Source organism: Streptomyces sp. NPDC111520, assembly GCF_055635295.1.
Map to the genome: position 1 here is coordinate 105359 of NZ_JBVKBW010000004.1, position 18524 is coordinate 123882.

General features: G+C 74.4%; 15 protein-coding genes. 7 read left to right on the forward strand and 8 right to left on the reverse strand.

All coding sequences use genetic code 11. The features are described 5' to 3' along the window. Positions 1-123 precede the first annotated feature (123 nt). The 3 genes from ACZ7MY_RS10950 to ACZ7MY_RS10960 all read right to left on the reverse strand — a co-directional run bounded on the left by ACZ7MY_RS10950 (position 124) and on the right by ACZ7MY_RS10960 (position 4939). Entirely contained in the window at positions 124-3606 is a 3483-nt protein-coding gene (locus ACZ7MY_RS10950) for a phosphodiester glycosidase family protein (protein WP_499601040.1), read from the reverse strand. Positions 3607-4166: 560 nt separating this feature from the next. Further along, the gene (locus ACZ7MY_RS10955; RefSeq protein WP_499601041.1) at positions 4167-4499 is read right to left on the reverse strand and encodes a GNAT family N-acetyltransferase; all 333 of its coding nucleotides are present in this window, start codon (positions 4497-4499) and stop codon (positions 4167-4169) included. A 173-nt stretch (positions 4500-4672) separates the two neighbouring features. Continuing rightward, positions 4673-4939, reverse strand: a complete 267-nt coding sequence (locus ACZ7MY_RS10960; RefSeq protein WP_499601042.1) for a hypothetical protein — start codon at positions 4937-4939, stop codon at positions 4673-4675. Between the two features lie 269 nt (positions 4940-5208). On the opposite strand from ACZ7MY_RS10960, the gene ACZ7MY_RS10965 reads away from it, so the two are divergent. Continuing rightward, positions 5209-5703 (forward strand): VOC family protein, encoded by a 495-nt coding sequence (locus ACZ7MY_RS10965; protein WP_499601043.1) that lies wholly within the window; start codon positions 5209-5211, stop codon positions 5701-5703. Between the two features lie 119 nt (positions 5704-5822). Continuing rightward, the gene (locus ACZ7MY_RS10970; protein ID WP_499601044.1) at positions 5823-7307 is read left to right on the forward strand and encodes a dihydrolipoyl dehydrogenase family protein; all 1485 of its coding nucleotides are present in this window, start codon (positions 5823-5825) and stop codon (positions 7305-7307) included. A 62-nt stretch (positions 7308-7369) separates the two neighbouring features. Here the strand turns inward: ACZ7MY_RS10970 and ACZ7MY_RS10975 are convergent, their stop codons facing one another. Next, a complete protein-coding gene (locus tag ACZ7MY_RS10975; RefSeq protein ID WP_499601045.1) occupies positions 7370-8272 on the reverse strand; it encodes an SGNH/GDSL hydrolase family protein in 903 nt (300 codons plus the stop codon). Between the two features lie 200 nt (positions 8273-8472). Continuing rightward, positions 8473-9264, reverse strand: a complete 792-nt coding sequence (locus ACZ7MY_RS10980; RefSeq protein ID WP_499601046.1) for a hypothetical protein — start codon at positions 9262-9264, stop codon at positions 8473-8475. 139 nt (positions 9265-9403) lie between these two features. On the opposite strand from ACZ7MY_RS10980, the gene ACZ7MY_RS10985 reads away from it, so the two are divergent. Both ACZ7MY_RS10985 and ACZ7MY_RS10990 read left to right on the forward strand, forming a co-directional pair. Continuing rightward, positions 9404-11002 carry a phytoene desaturase family protein gene (locus ACZ7MY_RS10985; protein ID WP_499601047.1) on the forward strand — a complete coding sequence of 533 codons (1599 nt, stop codon included), beginning with the start codon at positions 9404-9406 and terminating at the stop codon, positions 11000-11002. A 124-nt stretch (positions 11003-11126) separates the two neighbouring features. After that, a complete protein-coding gene (locus ACZ7MY_RS10990; RefSeq protein ID WP_499601048.1) occupies positions 11127-12116 on the forward strand; it encodes an aldo/keto reductase in 990 nt (329 codons plus the stop codon). 61 nt (positions 12117-12177) lie between these two features. On the opposite strand, the gene ACZ7MY_RS10995 is transcribed toward ACZ7MY_RS10990, so the two are convergent. Both ACZ7MY_RS10995 and ACZ7MY_RS11000 read right to left on the reverse strand, forming a co-directional pair. Then, positions 12178-12630 (reverse strand): universal stress protein, encoded by a 453-nt coding sequence (locus tag ACZ7MY_RS10995; RefSeq protein WP_499601049.1) that lies wholly within the window; start codon positions 12628-12630, stop codon positions 12178-12180. Positions 12631-12824: 194 nt separating this feature from the next. Beyond that, a complete protein-coding gene (locus tag ACZ7MY_RS11000) occupies positions 12825-13127 on the reverse strand; it encodes a putative quinol monooxygenase (RefSeq protein WP_499601050.1) in 303 nt (100 codons plus the stop codon). Positions 13128-13293: 166 nt separating this feature from the next. Here ACZ7MY_RS11000 and ACZ7MY_RS11005 point away from each other — a divergent pair, with 166 nt between their 5' ends. Both ACZ7MY_RS11005 and ACZ7MY_RS11010 read left to right on the forward strand, forming a co-directional pair. Beyond that, positions 13294-13731, forward strand: coding sequence for a hypothetical protein (locus ACZ7MY_RS11005; protein ID WP_499601051.1), 438 nt, complete (start codon positions 13294-13296; stop codon positions 13729-13731). Positions 13732-13800: 69 nt separating this feature from the next. Beyond that, positions 13801-14658, forward strand: coding sequence for a hypothetical protein (locus ACZ7MY_RS11010; RefSeq protein WP_499601052.1), 858 nt, complete (start codon positions 13801-13803; stop codon positions 14656-14658). A gap of 88 nt (positions 14659-14746) precedes the next feature. Here ACZ7MY_RS11010 and ACZ7MY_RS11015 read toward each other — a convergent pair whose 3' ends face one another. Next, complete coding sequence (locus ACZ7MY_RS11015) at positions 14747-16399, reverse strand: hypothetical protein (RefSeq protein WP_499601053.1); 1653 nt, start codon at positions 16397-16399, stop codon at positions 14747-14749. A 314-nt stretch (positions 16400-16713) separates the two neighbouring features. Between ACZ7MY_RS11015 and ACZ7MY_RS11020 the strand changes: the two genes are divergently transcribed. Next, complete coding sequence (locus ACZ7MY_RS11020) at positions 16714-18450, forward strand: MFS transporter (protein WP_499601054.1); 1737 nt, start codon at positions 16714-16716, stop codon at positions 18448-18450. The last annotated feature ends 74 nt before the right edge of the window (positions 18451-18524 follow it).

Sequence of the window (18524 nt, forward strand, 5' to 3'; positions counted from 1 at the left end):
CCGGCGGGAACGGGAACGGGAACGGGAACGGGAACGGGACCGGACGCGGCACGGCCCTCCCGGGCGCTGCCCCGTGCGGGGTGCGCCCGGAAGGGCCGGGGCCGGGTGCCGTAGGGCCGGTGCTCAGCCGCGGCGTACCTCGATCGTGCGCTCGGCGGTCACGCCGTTGACGGTCACGCGGAGCACCGCGGTGCCGGTGCGCAGCGCCTTGAGCGCCCCGGTGGCGGGGTCGTACGCGACGACGGGCGCCTTGTCGTGCTGCCCGTGGCCGTGCCCGTGGTCGTCGCCGCCGGCACCGGCCACGTCGACCCGGCTGCCGGACCAGGTGGCGCCGACCGGCCAGGCCACCGGGACGGTACGGGTGCCGTCCTGGGTGACCGTCGCCGAGGCGTGGCCCAGGCCGCCGAGGGTCAGGGTGGCCGGGGCGACCATGTCCACCGCGTCGGTGCGGGCGTGCACCTCGGCGCGCAGCCAGGTCCCGGAGTCGCCGGAGGGGACGTCGAACGGGTCGGCGACCCGGCCGTGGCGCGGGTCGATGCCCAGCATCGTCCAGCCGGTGAAGCCGCCGTTGTCGGGCGTGCTCGCCGGGTTCTTGCCGGAGTTGCCGTTCACCAGGTACGGGACGCCGTCGACCTGCGCCGCGGAGAAGGCGCCGACATGACCGGCGACGAACGCCGCGGACTTGTGGCCCTCGGCGCGGAAGTCGGCGAGCCACTGCTCGACCAGGGCGGCCTCCTTGCGGTCGCCGAGCTGGCTGGCCTTGTCCGGCAGCGGGTCCTCGGTCGGGTGGTGCTCGAAGACCACGACACCGCTGACGGAACGGTCGGCGGCCGCGTCGCGCAACTGGTCGTGCAGCATCTGGAGCTGGGCGAAGCCGCCGCCGCGCAGGGTGCCGCTGGAGGAGTCCAGGGTGATGAAGCGGGTGCCCTCGACGTCGAAGACCGACGTCGTGTCACCGAAGGCCGCCGTGAAGTTGGAGGTGTTCCCGGGGCCCATCACCTCGTGGTTGCCCGGCACGTAGTGCCACGGGACGGTGCCCTTGGTGCGGGCGTCGAACTCGTCGAGCAGCGTGCGGGCGAGCGCGAAGTCGGCCGGGGAGCCCTCGTCGACGAGGTCGCCGTTGATGACCAGCAGGTCGGGCTCGGCCTTCGCGATCTCCTCCAGGGTCCGGCGGGCCGCGGCGACCAGCGGGCTGCCGGGGTCACGGGCGACGAACTGCGCGTCGGACATGACGGCGACCCGCAGCGGACGGCCGTCGACGGTGCCGTTGGTCACGACCACCGGGTCCTCGACCCGGGGCCGCACGGGCAGCTCGACGTCGGGCGCGACCTTGACCCGCAGGTCGCTGACGGTGACCGCGCCCTTGTAGGAACGGGCGGCGCTGGTCTCCAGCAGCCGCACCCGCTGGAACGTGAGCGGGTAGGGCGTGCCCACGGGCACCGGGAACTCGACCTTGCGCCAGCCGGTCCAGGTGATGGTGGGGCCGTCCAGGTTCGCCGTCACGCCGGCGCCCGTGCGGTACTGCAGCCGCGGCCACTCGCCGTTGCCGTCACCGTTGATCCACATGGTCACGGCCTGCGGCTGGCCGGGCAGCTGGATCTGCTGCGGCGGCACGGCGTACTGGCCTCGGGTGGCGGTGGACTGGGTGAAGTCGTACGTCAGCTTGAGGCCGGGGGCGCCGTCGTGGCCCTCGGCCGGGGCGACGGAGCCGCCGGGGGCCCGGTCGTTCGCCGAGGTCCAGGAGGCCGCGTCCGACAGGTCCGCGAAGGACTTCTCGGCCAGGCCCACGGTGACCGCGACGTCGGTGGTCATCTTCCCGACCGTCAGGTGCAGGGTGGCGGACGCGCCGTCGGTCAGACCGCGCACGGTGAACGTCGCGTCGTCCGCGGGCGACACCGAGACGACCCCCTCGCCGCCGGTGACCTCGACGTCGGACGCGTCGATCGGGGCGGAGTCGCCGAGCGCGTCGTAACCGGTCACGGTCAGGTGGGCGGTGTCGTCCAGCCCGTCCAGGGCCACCAGGCTGCTGCCTGGGGCGATGCGGACGGCGGGGGCGAGCACGGTCAGCTCCGCGGAACCCGTGGCCCGGTGGCCGGAGGAGGCCTCCACCCGGCCGGTGCCGGAGCGCTTGCCGGTGACGACGGCGGAGCCGTCCCGGCCGGCGCGGACGTCCAGCCGTCCGTCGCCGTGCCACCGCACCCGTCCGGCGGGCACCGGCGCGTACGTCTCGTCGTGGGCGAGCGCCCGCACGGTGCGGTGCAGGCCCGGGAAGACCTTGTCCGAACCGTCGGCGGTGAGCGCGGGCAGCACACGGAAACCGTGGACCTTGCCGGAGCCGGGCGCCGCGAACAGCCCGAGGCCGTTGGCGACCTGGCGCTCCGACCCGTCCGACGGGCTGCTGACCAGGCCCGTGGTGCTCTCGCCCGGCAGCCGGGCGGCCATGGTGGTGGAACCCCCGCCGTCCATGTTCAGGGCGTTGCGCGCGCCGAGGCCCTTCATGAAGGCGCCGAGTTCGTTGAGGTCCATGCCGCGGCTGTCGGTCTGCTTGCCGTCGATGGCGACCAGGTACATGGTGCGGCCGTCGGCGGAGAAGCCGACGCTCGTGCGGGACGTGGCCGTGACGGTGTCGCCGTCGGTGAAGTGCTTGACGGTGCCGTCCGCGACGAGGACCTGGCCGCCGCCCACGGCGACCGCCACGTCGCCGAAGTCGGCGCGCGGCTTGTAGGCGACGGTGACGGCGTCGCCCGGCGCGAGTCCGGCGAGGGCGTCGGCACCGGCCTCACGGCCCAGCAGCACGCTGGTGCCGGCGGGGACCGGGCCGGAGCTGACGGAGGAGTGCACCTCGGTGACCTTGCCGTCGCGCAGCAGCACTTCGGTGACCCGGTCGGCGCCGCTGACCGGCTTGGTGCGCGGGGAGACGCCCCACTGGTCGGTGAAGAGCCCGATGCCGCCGGCTGCCAGGACGGGGGAGTTGACCCCGGACAGCTTCAGGTGCCGGGTGCCGCCGATCGTGACGTCGCCCTCCAGGAACACCTGGGCGAGCCGGCCGAGGCCGTCCGTGCCGATGGCGACCGTCTGGTCGCGGCCCTCGGTGGGCGAGTTGACCAGGCCGTCCGCGCGGGACACCGCGGCGCCGATCGGGGCCTCGGTGTCGTTCATGTCGAAGTAGTCGCCGTTGACGGCGGCCACGGCTCCTGTGCGTGCGGCCTGCTCGGTCACCCGGGACTTCCCGGTGACCGTGCCGGAGGATATGTAGTCGACGCTCAGCCGGTCCTCGGCGAGGTCCGCGACGAGCACCTGCCCCCGGACCCAGCCGCCGGCCTCGAAGCGGTCGAAGCGGGTGAGGTTCAGCCCGGGTGCGACCGGGGTGCGGGTCTCGCGGGTGACGATCGACTCGCCCGGGGTGCTCGGGATGAGCCCACGGCCGGAGCCGCCCGGCTTGGTCGTGCCCGCGGACGCGGACGCGAGCTGTTCGGGCGAGAACGCCTGGGCGGTCGTCATCATCCCGGCGCCGATGCTGAGCGCGGTGGCCAGGGCGAGCGCCGCGGCACCCCGGCGGACCGCGGAACGCGGACCCGGGGCGGCGGGCTGGAGGGGGAACGGCACGTGCTGACTTCTTTCCCTGTTGGGGTGGTGGTCGCCGTTCAGTTGATGTGCCGTCGGTGTCGCATCGCCGTGAAACGGGTGTTGATCCGGAATGCGCAATGTGAACATCCGTCACCACCACCCCGCTGAGCAGCGACGACGCCCGCGACGGCTGGTCGTACCGCGTTGTGCGGCCGGCCCGGTCCCGGCCCTCGTGGTGAGGGCGGTGCGGGTCGTGCGGCCGGTCGCCCCGGACCGCGTGCCGCCGGGGGCCGAGGTTCGCTGCCGGGGCCGGGGCCGGGGCCGGAGCCGGGTCGGGCCGGGGCGGCGTCGGCCACGTGGCCGTGACGGCCGGGGACCTCGGCACGGGCCATGACGGCCGCGTGGTCGCTCCAGGGCCGCCGCTCTTCGCGACGGCCGGAGTGTGGGCGGCGGCGCATGGGCCGCGGCCGAGCCGCCGACCGGGGCGCACTCGGCGGCACCCGGCGTGGGCGGAACCGGAGGAACTGCGCGATGGGAAGCGCGCCTTGGGGCGGGCGCCGTACGGGCGGCGGTCCCGGCTGCTCGTCGCGCCCGCCGGGTCAGCCCGCGGGGGTGAGGTACGTCCAGTTCTCGACGAGCCGGAAGCCCAGGGACTCGTACAGGGGGCGGGACATGGGGGAGTTCTGCGTGAACGCGTGGCGGGCGCCCGCGGCGACGGCGTCCCGGAGGCGGGCCGTGACGAGTGCGCGGTAGTGGCCGTTGCCCCGGTGCCGGGGCGGTACGGAGCCGTTGAACAGGCCCACGTGGTCGCCGACCATGACGTTGAACCCGGTCGCGACGGCCTCGCCGTCCACGTCGAGGGTGAAGGCGGTCATGTCGGGCGCGTCGAGCAGCGCGGGCAGGGCGAACGCGTCCGCGATCTCCCCGGGCATGCCGAAGCCCGCCGCGAGGGCGGCGGAGTACCGTGCGGCCTCCGCTCCGGTGAGCTTGGCGACGGTGCCGCCCGTGGAGGCCGCCGCGGGCGGTTCCGGCAGCGAGGCGGCGTCCCACGCCAGCAGCGGCAGTGTGGTGGTGGCGGTGAGGCCGTAGCGGGCCGCCAGCGCCGTCAGCTCAGGACCGGCCTCGCCGCGGGCCTGGAGTTGCTCCAGGGCAGGCCGGCCGCCGACAGCTCCTCGGCGAGCTCCGCCGTCGCCCGCGGGTCCTGTCCGTGACCGGCGTACACCGCGTTGAGCACGGCGACGGGCAGGCCCGTGCACACCAGACGCCCGCCGTGCGGGCCCTGCCGCGTGAACGCGCCGGGCAGGAGGTCCGTCAGCCGCTCCATGGCCCCGTAGAGGGCGTCCACCGCGGCATTGCTGATCGTTTCGGTCACGTTGCGGAGGATACCCGGGACGTCCGCCGGCCCACGCCGCCGCCCACGCCTCGGACCTGCGCTTTCGCGGTGGACGTCACAGCCGGTGCGGTCGTCCCGGTCTTCCTCACGGGTGCCGGCGAGGGCGTGCGGGCGCCGCGGCAAAGGGAAGGAGCAGGGTAATTGACGAGTCAATCATATGCTGATGATCTTCGCGCAGGGGTCCGTGGTGGAGGGCTGCGGTGGAGCGTCATGCATCACCGTCTTGACAGGTTACGGAGCCCTGGGCCATGCTCGTCACCAGTCAAAGCGGTGACGATTTGTGGAACTGGGAGAACGTGATGGAACTGAAGCTCGAGGTTGTGGTGCTGCCCGTGTCCGACGTGGACCGGGCGAAGGACTTCTACGCGGCGCTGGGCTTCCGGCTGGACGTCGACTACGTCGGTGACGACGGCTTCCGCGTCGTCCACTTCACGCCGGACGGCTCCGGGGCCTCGATCCTGTTCGGCGACGGCGTCACCACCGCCGCCCCGGGCTCCGTGCAGGGCCTCCACCTGATCGTCGAGGACATCGTGGCGGCCCGCGCCGAGCTGGCGGCCCGCGGCGTCGACATCAGCGAGGTCTTCCACGACGCGGGCGGCGTCTTCCACCACGCCGGTGAGACCGCCCGGGTCGCCGGGCCGCACCCCGCGCGCGCCAGCTACGGCTCCTTCGCGACCTTCGCCGACCCGGACGGCAACGGCTGGGCGCTCCAGGAGGTCACGGACCGCCTGCCGGGACGCTGACCACGCCCTCCCCTCCCTCGACCGACCCTCCCCCCGAGCCCCCGCGGTGCCGCGGATCCCCCCTCCGCGGCACCGCGGGCCCCTGAACGAACTCCCTCCGTCCCCTTTGGAAGCAGGCTATGAAGACCGACGAAACGACGGGTCAAGCAACGAGCGGTACGTCCCGTGCCTACGACGTCGTCGTCATCGGCGGCGGACCCGTCGGCGAGAACGTCGCCGACCGGACCAGCGCCGCCGGACTGGCCACTGTGCTGGTGGAGGGCGAACTGCTGGGCGGCGAGTGCTCGTTCTGGGCGTGCGAACCCAGCAAGGCGCTGCTGCGGCCCGTGGTGGCACGGGCCGAGGCCCGCCGCATACCCGGTCTCAGGGGCGCGGTCGGCGGCCCGCTGGACGTGGCCGAGGTACTCGCCCACCGCGACCGGCTCTCCGCCCACTGGAAGGACGACGACCAGGTCGACTGGCTGGACTCCGTCGCGGTCGACCTGGTGCGCGGCCACGGCCGGCTGGACGGCCCCCGGCAGGTGGTGGTGGACACGCCGGACGGCGGGACGGTCCGCCTGTCCGCGCGGCACGCCGTCGTCGTCGCCACCGGGACGACGACCCGGCTCCCGGATCTGCCGGGGCTCGCCGAGGTCCGGCCGTGGACCAACCGCGAGGCCACCAGTGCCCGCGAGGCCCCCGGCCGCCTGGTGGTGGTCGGGGGCGGGGTCGTCGGCGTCGAGATGGCCACCGCATGGCGGGCGCTCGGTTCCGAGGTCACCCTGCTGGTCCGGGGGAGCGGCGGACTCCTCCCGCGCATGGAGCCGTTCGCCGGGGAGATGGTGGCCGACTCCCTACGCGAGGCCGGTGTGGACGTACGGCTCGGCGCCTCCGTGACGGCCGTCGCCCGCGAGGGCGGCCCGGACGGCCCGGTACGCGTCACGCTGGCGGACGGCGGGTCGGTCGTCGCCGACGAGGTGCTGTTCGCGACCGGACGCGCCCCCCGTACCGCGGACCTCGGCCTGGAGACGGTCGGCCTGACCCCCGGCGGCTGGCTGACCGTGGACGACACCTTCCGGGTGACGGCCGTCGCCGAGGGCTGGCTGTACGCGGCGGGCGACGTCAACCACCGCGCCCTGATGACGCACCAGGGGAAGTACCAGGCCCGCATCGCGGGAGCGGTGATCGGAGCACGGGCCAAGGGCGAGCCCGTGGACGACCGCAAGTGGGGTGCGCACGTCGCCACGGCCGACACCGAGGCCGTGCCGCAGGTCGTCTTCACCGACCCCGAGGTCGCCTCCGTGGGCCTGACGACCCGTGAGGCGCAGGCCGCGGGGCGCCGCGTGGACGTCGTCGACTACGACATCGGGCGCCTCGCCGGTGCCGTGCAGTACGTCGAGGACTACCGGGGCAAGGCCCGCGTCCTGATCGACCCGGACCGCGGCACGGTCGTCGGCGTCACCTTCGCCGGCCCCGGGGTGCAGGAACTGCTCTACTCGGCGACCGTCGCCGTCACCGGTGAGATCCCGGTGGACCGGCTCTGGCACGCCGTCCCCGCCTTCCCGACGATCAGCGAGGTCTGGCTGCGCGTCCTGGAGACCTACCGGGACATGCGGAAGGCCTGACACCGCGGCACACGGCGAGGACCCGCCTCCCCTCGGGGGAGGCGGGTCCTCGTGACCGGGGGTCAGCGGTGGTGGCGGGCGACGGTGCGGAGCACCGCGCCGGCCATGGCCTGCTCACCGAGGGCGTTGGGGTGCGCCGGCGCCGCGGGGGTCGCGGGGGCGAGGGACTCGATCCAGCGCGTGCCCGTCGGCGCGCACATGTCGTGCCCGACCGTCGGGGTGTAGGTGTCGACGTAGGTCGCGCCCCCCTTGCGGGCCTGGGCGGCCAGCATGGCGTTGAGCGTCTTCTCCGTGTCGCGCAGGTAGGAGAAGTCACCGGCCGCGAAGGGCACCGAGGCGCTGGTGCAGGCCGATCCGTCGTCCGGGAACAGGTCCGGGTAGCCGACCACCACGACGCGCGCGTGGGGCGAGCGCCGGTGGATGTCGCGGATGACGGTGGCGACCTTGGGGGCGGTCTGCGCGACGCGCTCCGCGAGCTGGTCGTGGCCGCCGCCGGTGAAGTGGGCGCGGCAGGGGGCCCCGGCGGGGTCGGAGGCCGTCACACCGGCGCAGGTCGCGATGACGGCGCTGAAGCCGATGTCGTTGCCGCCGATGCTGAGCGTGACCAGGTCCGTGCCGCGGCCGAGGGCGTCGAGCTGCGCCGGGGCGCTGCCCTGCGGCGCGGTCATCTCCGCGGTCGTCGCCCCCGAGCAGCTGACGTCGGTGAGGCGGGCGTGCGTGCGCGCCGCCACGAGCGAGGGGTAGTTGTGGCTCGACCGCAGGCAGGCCGCGTCCACCTGGTCGGGGATCAGCGGGCCGGACGCGTAGGAGTCGCCGAGCGCGACGTGGTCCCGGCCCGGGTGACCGGCCTGCGAGGCGCCGGCGGTTCCGGCTCCGAGGCCCAGCAGCGTCACCATGCCCGTCAGGGCGGCAGCACCGAGTGCGGCCCGGCGACGGGTGCCGGGCCGGTTCAGTGTTCTCTTCATCTGTGTCCGTTCGTCGTGTTTCCGAGCCGTCCCGGGCCGCCGGGCGAGGCGGCCCCCGGCTGCGCGGAGGTCCCCGCGGCGGCGTACGCACCCCGGTCGCAAGGTAATTGCTGCGCCAAGCAAGTAGATCATCGTCCCGCGCCGGGGCGCAAATGCCGGGGCCCGGCGTGGCGCCCGGCGAGAGGGCCGGGAGCGGCGGGTCACCCCCGGCCGGGCGCCTCCGCGTTCTGCCACACCGTCAGGTCGACCGTGGCGTAGTAACTGCCGCCGTCCTCGGGGGAGTAGCCCCGGTCCGTGACGAGCGCGATGTGCCCGGAGGCGGTGACCACGCAGATCCGGCTGCCCCTGACCGCGTTCTCCCGTGAGATCTCGTGGGAGTACCGGGTCGCCGAGCGGCAGGTGGCGAGCGACCCCGCCTCGCCGCTGGTGAGCAGGACCAGGGTGTTGGCCTCGGGGGTGGCGAAGCCCCAGCTTCGCGTGATCGCGTCGGTGAAGTACCCGAAGTCCCCTTCGTAGTGGGCGCCGGACTTCACCCGGTACGGCTTCGGCGGCAGTTCGGAGAGGGGGATGGCGTAGCCGTCCGCCAGGGCGACGGCCTCGTACGAGCGCGAGGGCGGTTCGGCCGCCGGTGCGGCCTTCCCGTCCCCGCCCGGCACGGTGTGCGGCGAGGAGCCGCGGTCCGGTGATCCGGCCCCGCCCGGCTGGCCCGACCGGTCCGTGGTTCCGCCGTACAGGAGGAGCGCGGTGCACACCGCCGCCAGACCCGCGAGGACGGCCACGGTCACGGTCACGGTCACGGCCACGGCCACGGTCACGGCCACGGCAGGCCCGCGCGTCCGGGCCGGGGCGGGGGAGCGCGGTGGGGCGGGCAGGGTGGTGCGGCGGCCGATGCCCGCGACGACGGGCGGCGGGAGCCATCCCCCGGGGCCGCGCGCGTCCGTCACGTCCTTGGCCGACGGAGAGCGGCGAACGGCGAGGGCGGTCGCGGGCACGGGACGCCGCCCGGGTGAGGACCGTTCGACGTGCGGGGGACCCGGACCGCGCGCACCCTGGACGATGGGCGCAGGGGGACGTCGCCCCGGCCCGTTCCCGCGGCGCGGCATCCCGGAGCGACGGACCCGAGGAGCGCTGATGGCACGCACGGTCGACGCGGTCGTCGTCGGTTCCGGTGTGAACGGCCTGGTCGCCGCCACCGAGCTGGCCAAGGCCGGCTGGTCGGTGGCCCTGCTGGAACAGGGCGACCGGCTGGGCGGCTTCATCGCCACAGAGGAACGGACCCTCCCCGGCTACCTGCACGACACCTACGCCTCGTGGCACCCGCTGTTCGTGTCGGGAGGGGCCTACGCCGCCCTCGGCGAGGACCTGCACCGGCACGGCCTGGAGTACCGCAACGGCGACGGATTCGTCTTTGGCACCGTCACCGACGACGGGCGCGTGCTCCTCGCCCACCGCGACCCGGCCGTCACGGCGGAGGCCTTCGCGCACGCCGAGGACAGGGCCGCCTACCTGGCCATGCTCGGGCGGTTCCTCGACAACGCCGACGCCATCGGCGGCCTGCTGAGCGGCGAGCCCCGCTCGCCGCGGACACTGCGGCACATCGCGAGACTGCTGCGCCGCGAGCGGTTCACCGGCACCGAGGCCTGGCTGCGCTCCGCGCTCACCAGCGGACGCTCCTACTGCCGAGAGACGTTCCGTGGTGACGAGGCGGACGTGCTGTGGGTGCCCTGGCTGCTCCACACGGGCCTGTCCCCGGACCACGCGGGGGGCGGACTGCTGCTGCCGGTGATCGCCGCCTCCCTGCACGGCTTCGGCCTGCCCGTCGTGGCCGGTGGCGCCCGCAACTTCGTCCGCGCCTTCGAGACCCTCCTCGGCGAACTCCACGTGGACGTCCGCACCGGGCACCCGGTGGAGCGGCTGCTCGTCACCGACGGCAGGGTCACCGGAGTGGTCAGCGGCGGTGAGCCCCTCCACGCCCGCCACGCGGTCCTCGCCTCGGTCACACCGACCGCCCTGTACGGGGAACTCCTGCCGCCGGACGCCCCGGTGCCCGCCGCGGTCCGCGACCAGGCCAGGCGCTACCGCTACGGCCGCGCCGCGATGCAGCTCCACGTCGCCCTCTCCGCCCCGCCCGGCTGGAGCGACGACCGGCTGGCCGGCCTCCCGCTGTTCCACCTCAGCGACGGCTCGCCGAGCACCGGGATCGCCTGCGCGGAGGCCGAGGCGGGTCTGCTGCCGCGCCGGCCCACGGTGGTCGTCGGCCAGCAGCACGTCCTCGACCCCTCACGCGTGCCGGAGGGAGCCGCCTCCCTGTGGATCCAGCTCCAGGAACTGCCCTTCGCGCCGGCCGGCGACGCCGCCGGCGAACTCGGCACCGCGGGGGGCTGGACGAGGGAACTGACGGAGGGCTACGTCGAACGGGTCCTGGCCCGGGTGGCCCGCCACGCCCCCGACCTGCCCGGCAAGGTGCTCGACTGGGACGCCGTCACCCCGGCCGACCTGCTCGCCCACAACCCCAACGCGGTGGCCGGCGACCCCTACGGAGGCTCCGCCGAACTCGACCAGAGCCTGCTGTGGCGCCCGCTGCCCGGTGCCCCCCGGCACGCCACACCCCTCCCGGGGCTGTGGCACATCGGCGCCTCCACCCACCCCGGGCCCGGCCTCGGCGGCGGCTCGGGACACCTCGCCGCGCAGCAGCTCATCCGGCGTACCCGGCGCCGCGGCCGCCGCTGACCGGACCCGCACCGGGCACGCACAGCGGCACGCACCGTGCACCGCGCCGGGGGATTGTGCGCCGGGCGGCCACGTGGTCCCCTGGCTGCCGCAGGGGGACACGTACGTCAGGAGGGGGCGCGAGATGCGGGCCTGCGATCCCGTACCGCTCGGATGCACACCGCTGCGGGTCAGCAGGCTCGGGCTGGGACTGGCCTCACTGGGCGGGCTCTTCTCACCCGTGCCGGCCGCGCAGGCCGCGGCCGTCCTGGACCGGGCCTGGGAACTCGGCATCCGGCTCTACGACACCGCACCCGTCTACGGCTACGGGCGCTCCGAGACCCGCACCGGTGCGGCGCTCTCCGCCCGTTCCCGCGACGCCTTCGTGCTGTGCACCAAGGTCGGCCGGCTCATCGAACCGGGAGGCCCCGACACCCAGCCGATCTGGGCCGATCCACCACCGGGCGTCGGGCCGCGCCTGGACTACTCGTACGCCGGGGTGCTGCGCAGCGTCGAGGAGAGCCTGGCCCGGCTCGGCCTCGACCGGATCGACGTGCTCCATGTCCACGACCCCGACGAGGACTTCACGGCCGCCGTGGGCGACGCCTACCGGGCGCTGGCCGACCTGCGCGCGGCGGGCGCCGTCGGGGCGGTGTCCATCGGGGTCAACCACGCCCCCGTAGCCGTGGACTTCCTGCGCCGCGCGGCCGACCCCGGACCGGACTGCGTACTGCTCGCCGGCCGCTACAACCTGCTGGACCAGTCGGGCCTGGACGAGTTGCTGCCGCTGTGCGCCGAACGCGGGACCGCCGTCATGGCCGCCGGGGTGTACCAGTCGGGGCTGCTCGCGGACCCGAGGCCCGGCGCCCCCCACGGGTACACCACGGTGCCCGCGGGACTCGCCGGGCGGGTGGCGGCGTGGCGGGAGGTGTGCCGGGATTTCGGCGTGCCGCTGCTTGCCGCGGCCGTGCGCTTCCCGCTGGGGCACCCGTCGGTCGCGAGCGTGGTGGTCGGCGCGCGTTCGCCGGAGGAAGTCGCGCAGAACGTCGCGTACTTCGACCACCCGGTGCCGGGGGAGTTCTGGCACGCCGTCAAGGCCGCCGGGCTGCTTCCGGAGCACGTGCCCACCCCCTGACCGCCCCGCCGGCCGCCGCCCGTCCGGCTCTTCCGAGCCGGACGGGCGGCGAAGCGGCCGGTCAGGAGGCGGAGTCGTCGCCCTCGGCCGGCTCCTCGGGGACGAGCAGCACCGCGATGCGGCTGGCGTGGGCGACGGCGTCGCTGACGCGGGGGTTGAAGAAGGCCGCGACCGAGCCGCGGTGGTGCGGGCTGAGGACGAGGAGGTCCGCCGTGAACTGCTCCGCCGCGCCGGAGATGGCGGCGGCGACCTCCTGCGTGGTCACGTCACGGACGACCTCGCCGTCGGCCTCCTCCACTCCCATGCCGCGGAGCGTGGCGACGGCCTCGTCGACGACGGCGCCGGCGTCGGAGTCCTCCTCCAGGTTCATGACGGTGTCGAAGGCGACCGTCGAGGCGAGCACGTGGACGACGTGCACGGCGGCGCCGGTCAGCCGGGCCATGTCCCCGGCCGTGCGCAGGGCGGCCCGGCTGGAGGGGTTGGAGTCGACGGCGACCAGGATGCGCTGGTACATGGAAACCTTTTCTCTTCTTCCGGGGGCTGAACAGGGTTGGCGGACCCAGTAGAGGCCCGCTCCGGTGGGACTTCCCTGACCAGCGGTGTTGTACGGCGTGAATATTCCGTTCACAGTCTGCGCCGACCACGAGGGCCGTCCGAGGCCGGGGGGGGTGCCGCACCGGCCCGGGCGCTGCCGTACCCTGCGCCCCGTCAGCCCGGCAGCTTCGCGGCGAGCACACCGACCGGCGTGATGACGGGCGGCACGGCGAACAGTTCGTCGCCGAGCGCCTCGATGCGCTGCCGGACCTTGCCGCGCAGGTGCGTCTCGCGGTCCTCCTCGGTCTCGAACGCGTCGAAGATACGGAAGGCGGACGGCCCCAGGCGGAAGGCGAACCACGCCAGCGTCCCCGGTTCCGCGTCGACCAGCGCATTGGCGTCGACGAGGAAGTGGGCGACGTCGTCCTCCCTTCCCGGCCGGGCCTCGAACTCCACGAAGAATCCGTACGCGGGCATGACGGTGCTCCAGATCGCAGGAGGGGACGGCCGCGCGGGCGGCCTGGTGGGGGCGACGCTACCCGGCCCCGCCGGCGTGTTCCGCGAAGCCCGCACGGCATTTCGCGGCCTGTTCCGGGTGTCCCGGGCCTGCCGGACCGGGCTGTGGTCCGGCTACGCTCGAGCGGTGAAGAGCGAGCGTCACGACGCGTCCGGCCCCGGCCGGCGCCGGCCGGGTCAGGCGGCCGCCCTCACCGCGTTGCTGGTGGTGGCGGCGCTGGTGGTGATGGGCGTGCTCACGCTGCTGCTCCGGCCCTTCGGCCTGCTGCCCGACGTGAGCCTGCTGACAGTCGGGACGGCCCTGATCGCCGGCGGCGGTGTCGTCGGTTCCGGCAACGAGCGCCCCCGCCGCTGGGGGCCGGCCGCCGCGGCCTGCACCGGCGTCCTGGTGGCGACGGGAGCGCTCGGTCTCACGGTGGCCTTGCTGCTGGCCCCCTCCGCCGAGGACCTCGGTCTGCACCTCGGCATCGTCGTGGGATTCCCGCCCGCCGCAGCGGTGTTCACGTGGGTGGGCAACCGGAGCAACCCGCCCGCCCCTCCCGCCGCGACCGGGGCCGACGCCTGACGGAACCCGTTGCCGGACCGGCACGTCACATCGGCGGGTCCGAGGGGACCCGTCGCACGGGGAGGCGTCATGAGACCGTTCGTGCTGATGGGCGTCGTCTGCCTGTTCCTGGGCACCGTCGGATGCGGTGGCCGGACGGTGGCGGGGAGGGACGACGGCGGTGCGGCCGCCGCGCGCATGCGCGAGGTCGCCGAGGCGTGGAAGGGCTCGGCGGCGGCCCGGTCGTGGCGGGAGGGCTTCTTCCCGCTGGAGGACGTGGTCCGGCTGCCGGACGGCGCGTTCCGTACCGACGCCGACAAGCAGGCGTACCTGACGCGGAACTTCGAGCATCGCGGGCCGCTGCCGCGCGGCGCGCGGGAGGGGCGCATCCGCTGGGCGGACGGGACGTCGACTCCCGTCACGGCGATGACCGCACGGGAGGCCTACGACCGGTTCGACGAGGGGCCGGCGGGCCGCGAGGACCCGCTGACCGTCACCAAGGCCACCTTCGGGGAGATGACCCTGCTCACCAGCCGCGGTGCGGCGCGCGTCCCCGCCTGGCACTTCACGCTCGACGGCTACGACAGCCCGCTGGTGCGCGCCGCGATCGGTCCCGCGACGCTGCCGCGGGCGCCGATCGCCACCCTCTCCGAGGCCACCGATCCCGGGATGCCCCTGCACGGGCTGCGCGAGGTCGCGGGGGACGGCCGGAGCGTCACCGTCGAGGTGGGGCACGGCGCCTGCGACGACGGTCCCGCCGTGGAGGTGCTGGAGACCCGTGACAGCGTGGTGCTGCACGGCGCGATCCGCGGCGCCGAGGACGGCCTGTGCACCAAGCAACTGGTCATCGAGCCGGTCACGGTCCGCCTCGACCGGCCGCTCGGCGGGCGGATCCTGCTCGACGCCTTCACCGGAGCGCCCGTGGCGCTCGTCGGCGCCGGGCGGTAGGCGCCCCGCTCCGGGCCCGCGCACCCCGTACGACGACGGCCGCCGCGCCCCGAAGGGCGCGGCGGCCGTGGCGTGTACTCCGGTGCCGTCAGGCGGCGCTCCTGCGCCGTACGACGACGATGACCACGGCGCCCAGACCGAGGGCCAGCAGGCCGGCGCTGCCGAGGAGCAGTGCGCCGCCGGCGCCGGTGAAGGCGAGGCCGCCGTCGGAGTCACCGCCGGTGGACGAGCCGCCGCCGTCGGAGGTGCCGCCGGAGCCCGGCGCGTCGTCGTCCGACGCGCTGGGGCTCGGCGTGGCCGACGGGCCGCCGGAGGAGCCCTGCGAACCGTCGCCACCGCCGGTGGCGTTCAGGACGATCCACGCCGTGTTGTTGGAGTCCTCGGTCTCGGCCGGGTCGTTCCACCTGGGGAGGGAGACCTTGCCCTTGGCGTTCTTGACGACCTTGTCGATGCGCAGCTCGAACGGGAAGCTCAGCTTCGCGTCCTCCAGCAGCGGGGTCCCCACCCAGCACAGGTAACCCTTGACGCCCTCTTCGATGGTGGTCAGGTTGCAGCTCTCGGGAGCCTTGGTCACCTTCGCGCCCTCGGGGACGGCGACGGTGAAGCCGATCGGCTCACCACCGCTGCGCAGCGCGCTGATCCAGCCCGGTCCGTCGTTGCGGAAGCCGATCTCGGCCTTCACCGTGTCGCCGGCCCTGCCCTGGGCGGAGGCGCCGGTCAGCACCAGGTCGTAGGTGTTGCCGCTGGGCAGGTCGAGATCGGCGTACCGCGTGTAGTCACCCGCGGAGGCGCCGGGGAGTTCCTCGAGGGTCAGCGGCGCGCCGGTACCCGGCGTGTAGCCGTCGTTCTTCAGCAGTGCCTCGGCCTTCTTCGCGCCGACCGCGGAGAACCCGTAGCTGAAGCCGTCCCTGAGGGCGAACGCAGCCGTCTTCACCTTCAGCGGTTCGGTCAGGGTGTAGGCGGTGCCCGTCTTGTACGTGCCGGGGAAGGTGCAGATGGCGTCGGTGCCCTGGTACAGCAGCGACCCCTCGGTGGTGTGCTTGTAGGCGCAGTTGCCGTAGCTGTCGGGGAAGCTCAGCCCGCGCGAGCCGTGGAAGTGCAGCACGGTGCCGTCGGCCGCCATGCCTCCGACGTTGCGGAAGCCGACCGGCGCCTCGTAGGTGTCGCCCGCGGCGAAGCCCTTGGGCTCGGAGAGTTTGCGACCCAGCAGCTCGGGGCCGCCGACCAGCACGTCGATGGTGAGGGGCGCGAAGTCGACGCCCTCGCCCTCGCCGGTGACCTTGATCGTGCCGAAGTCCCCGGCCGCGCTGTCGGCGTCGATGTCGAGGCGGATGCCGCCGATGCGGTTGTAGGCCTCCCCGGCGTTGATTTCGTTGCGTTCGCAGACGGCGGTCAGGCCGGTCGGGTCGCACGGCAGCTTCACGGCGGCGACGCCCTCGAGGCCGGTGGCGTCGATCTTGATGGTGTACGGGCCCTGGTGGACGACGGGGACCACCCCGTCGTCGTCCGGCTCGTCGCTGCCGGGCGCGGCGAGGCGCAGGACGACCTGCGGCTGGCTCGGATCGTCGTCGTCGCCCTGGAGCGACAGGTCCACGTGGCTCTCGCCGGTGATCGTGACCGGCAGTGGGGCGCCGTCGTCGGCGAGGGCGGGTGCGGCGGAGCCGAACCCCGCGGCCAGGGCGACGGCCGCCACGAGACCGATCGCTGTCCGTGAGACGGATCTGCGGACGGGACGTCTCATCAATGTTTCCTTGTCGGGTGTCGAAGGCCGGATGTCGAAGTCTGAGGGGTGCGCCGCTTCGGGCTCACGCCCTTCAGACCTCCCGGGCACGCGCACCGTTGTGCACAGGAAGATCACAGAGCGATCACAGATGGGGCTGCCGTGACGTGAGGGATCCGGGTACATCGGCACCTGGGCCAAATAAGCCGGTCAAATGCATGTTTTACGGTTTCCGGGCGGCGGAATAGTTGCCTCGGCATACGGGGTTGCACTGCGCGTACACCGCACACGTGACCACCACCACGGTCCCGACCGCTGCCCGGAGGCCCCACCCCATGACATCCACGACGACCGACCTGCCCGCCCGGAGAGCCAGTGGGGCGGTCGTCCCGGTACTCGCCTTCGCGGGCATCGTTGTCGCGGTCATGCAGACCCTGCTCGTCCCGGTCATCAAGGACCTGCCGCAGCTGCTGGACACCGCCCCGAGCAACGCGACCTGGGTGCTGACCTCCACCCTGCTCTCGGGGGCCGTCGCCACGCCGATCATGGGCCGCCTCGGCGACCTCTACGGCAAGCGCCGGATGCTGATCGGCAGCCTCTCGGTCATGGTCGTCGGCGCTCTGATCAGCGCCGTCACCAGCCAGCTGCTCACCATGATCGTGGGCCGTACGCTGCAGGGCTTCGCCATGGGCGCCATCCCGCTCGGCATCGGGCTGATGCGCGACATGCTGCCGCGCGAGCGGCTCGGCTCGGCCATGGCCCTGATGAGCTCCTCCATCGGCGTCGGCGGCGGCCTCGCGCTGCCCGGCGCGGCGCTGATCGCGCAGCACGCGAACTGGCACGCGCTCTTCTACGCCGCGGCCGCCCTCGGCGTGCTCGCCATCGTCCTCGCGCTGACCGTCGTGCCGGAGTCCCCGATGCGCGCCAAGGGCTCGTTCGACCTGCCCGGCGCGCTCGGCCTGTCGACCGGCCTGGTCCTGTTCCTGCTGCCGATCACCAAGGGCAGCGACTGGGGCTGGACGTCCGGCACCACCCTCGGTCTCTTCGGCGCCTCCGCCGTCGTCCTGCTGCTGTGGGGCCTGATGGAACTGCGGGTGAAGGCCCCGCTGGTCGACCTGCGCACCACCGCCCGCCGCGAGGTGCTGCTCACCAACCTGGCCTCGATCATGGTCGGCGTCAGCTTCTACGTCGTCTCGCTCGTCCTGCCGCAGCTGCTCCAGCTGCCCGCGGCCACCGGCTACGGCCTCGGTCAGTCCATGCTGGTCGCCGGTCTGGCCGTGGCCCCCCTGGGCCTGACGATGATGTTCACCGCGCCGGTCTACGCCCGGCTGTCCGCCCGCTACGGCCCGAAGACCACGCTGATCATCGGCCTGCTGGTGATCGGCGCCGGCTACGGCGGCGGCCTCGGCCTGATGGACGCCGTCTGGCAGACGGTCCTCACCTCGGTGATCCTCGGCGCCGGCATCGGCCTTGCCTACTCCTCGCTGCCCGCGCTCATCATCGGCGCGGTGCCGGCCTCCGAGACGGGCGCGGCCAACGGCCTGAACACCCTCATGCGGTCCGTGGGCACCTCGGTGTCCAGCGCCGTGATCGGCATGGTGCTGGCCAACAGCGCCCAGCACGTGAACGGCGTCGCCCTGCCGACCATGCACGGCTTCCGCCTCTCGTTCCTCATCGCCACCGGCGCCGTCCTCGTCGGCCTGCTCCTCGCCCTCGGCCTGCCCGGCCGGCGGACCGGTCTGCAGCTGCGGGCCGCCGGCGGCGAGGCGGCTGCGGGCCCGGCGCCCGCCGAGCAGGTCCTGCGCGGCTTCCGCGGCCGGGTGGTGGGCGCCGAGGGCGCTCCCGTCGCCCGCGCGAAGGTCACCCTGATCGACCGCCGCGGCCGGCAGGCCGGCGCGACGCTCACCGCCGAGGACGGCAGCTACGCGCTCGCCGTGCCGGCCGGGGGCCCGTACGTGGTGGCCGCCCTCGCGGCCGGGCACGGCCCCCTCGCCTCGGCCGCCACGCACACGGGCGACGAGCGTCTGGTCGACCTCGACCTCGCGCTGCCCGTGGAGACCGTCACGGCCTGACCGGCCCACCGGCCCACCGGCCGGGCCCCGGACCGCCGGCGCGCGGGCCGGGGCCCGGGGCCACCGGGGCCCTC

Coding starts and splice junctions, on each gene's coding strand:
- ACZ7MY_RS11000 (WP_499601050.1), bottom strand. CDS start 13,127: ATGCCCGCGTACGGATTCTTCGTGGAGTTCGAGGCCCGGCCGGGAAGG.
- ACZ7MY_RS11010 (WP_499601052.1), top strand. CDS start 13,801: ATGAGACCGTTCGTGCTGATGGGCGTCGTCTGCCTGTTCCTGGGCACC.
- ACZ7MY_RS10970 (WP_499601044.1), top strand. CDS start 5,823: ATGAAGACCGACGAAACGACGGGTCAAGCAACGAGCGGTACGTCCCGT.
- ACZ7MY_RS10990 (WP_499601048.1), top strand. CDS start 11,127: ATGCGGGCCTGCGATCCCGTACCGCTCGGATGCACACCGCTGCGGGTC.
- ACZ7MY_RS10985 (WP_499601047.1), top strand. CDS start 9,404: ATGGCACGCACGGTCGACGCGGTCGTCGTCGGTTCCGGTGTGAACGGC.
- ACZ7MY_RS10955 (WP_499601041.1), bottom strand. CDS start 4,499: ATGCCCGGGGAGATCGCGGACGCGTTCGCCCTGCCCGCGCTGCTCGAC.
- ACZ7MY_RS10975 (WP_499601045.1), bottom strand. CDS start 8,272: ATGAAGAGAACACTGAACCGGCCCGGCACCCGTCGCCGGGCCGCACTC.
- ACZ7MY_RS10965 (WP_499601043.1), top strand. CDS start 5,209: ATGCTCGTCACCAGTCAAAGCGGTGACGATTTGTGGAACTGGGAGAAC.
- ACZ7MY_RS11020 (WP_499601054.1), top strand. CDS start 16,714: ATGACATCCACGACGACCGACCTGCCCGCCCGGAGAGCCAGTGGGGCG.
- ACZ7MY_RS11015 (WP_499601053.1), bottom strand. CDS start 16,399: ATGAGACGTCCCGTCCGCAGATCCGTCTCACGGACAGCGATCGGTCTC.
- ACZ7MY_RS10995 (WP_499601049.1), bottom strand. CDS start 12,630: ATGTACCAGCGCATCCTGGTCGCCGTCGACTCCAACCCCTCCAGCCGG.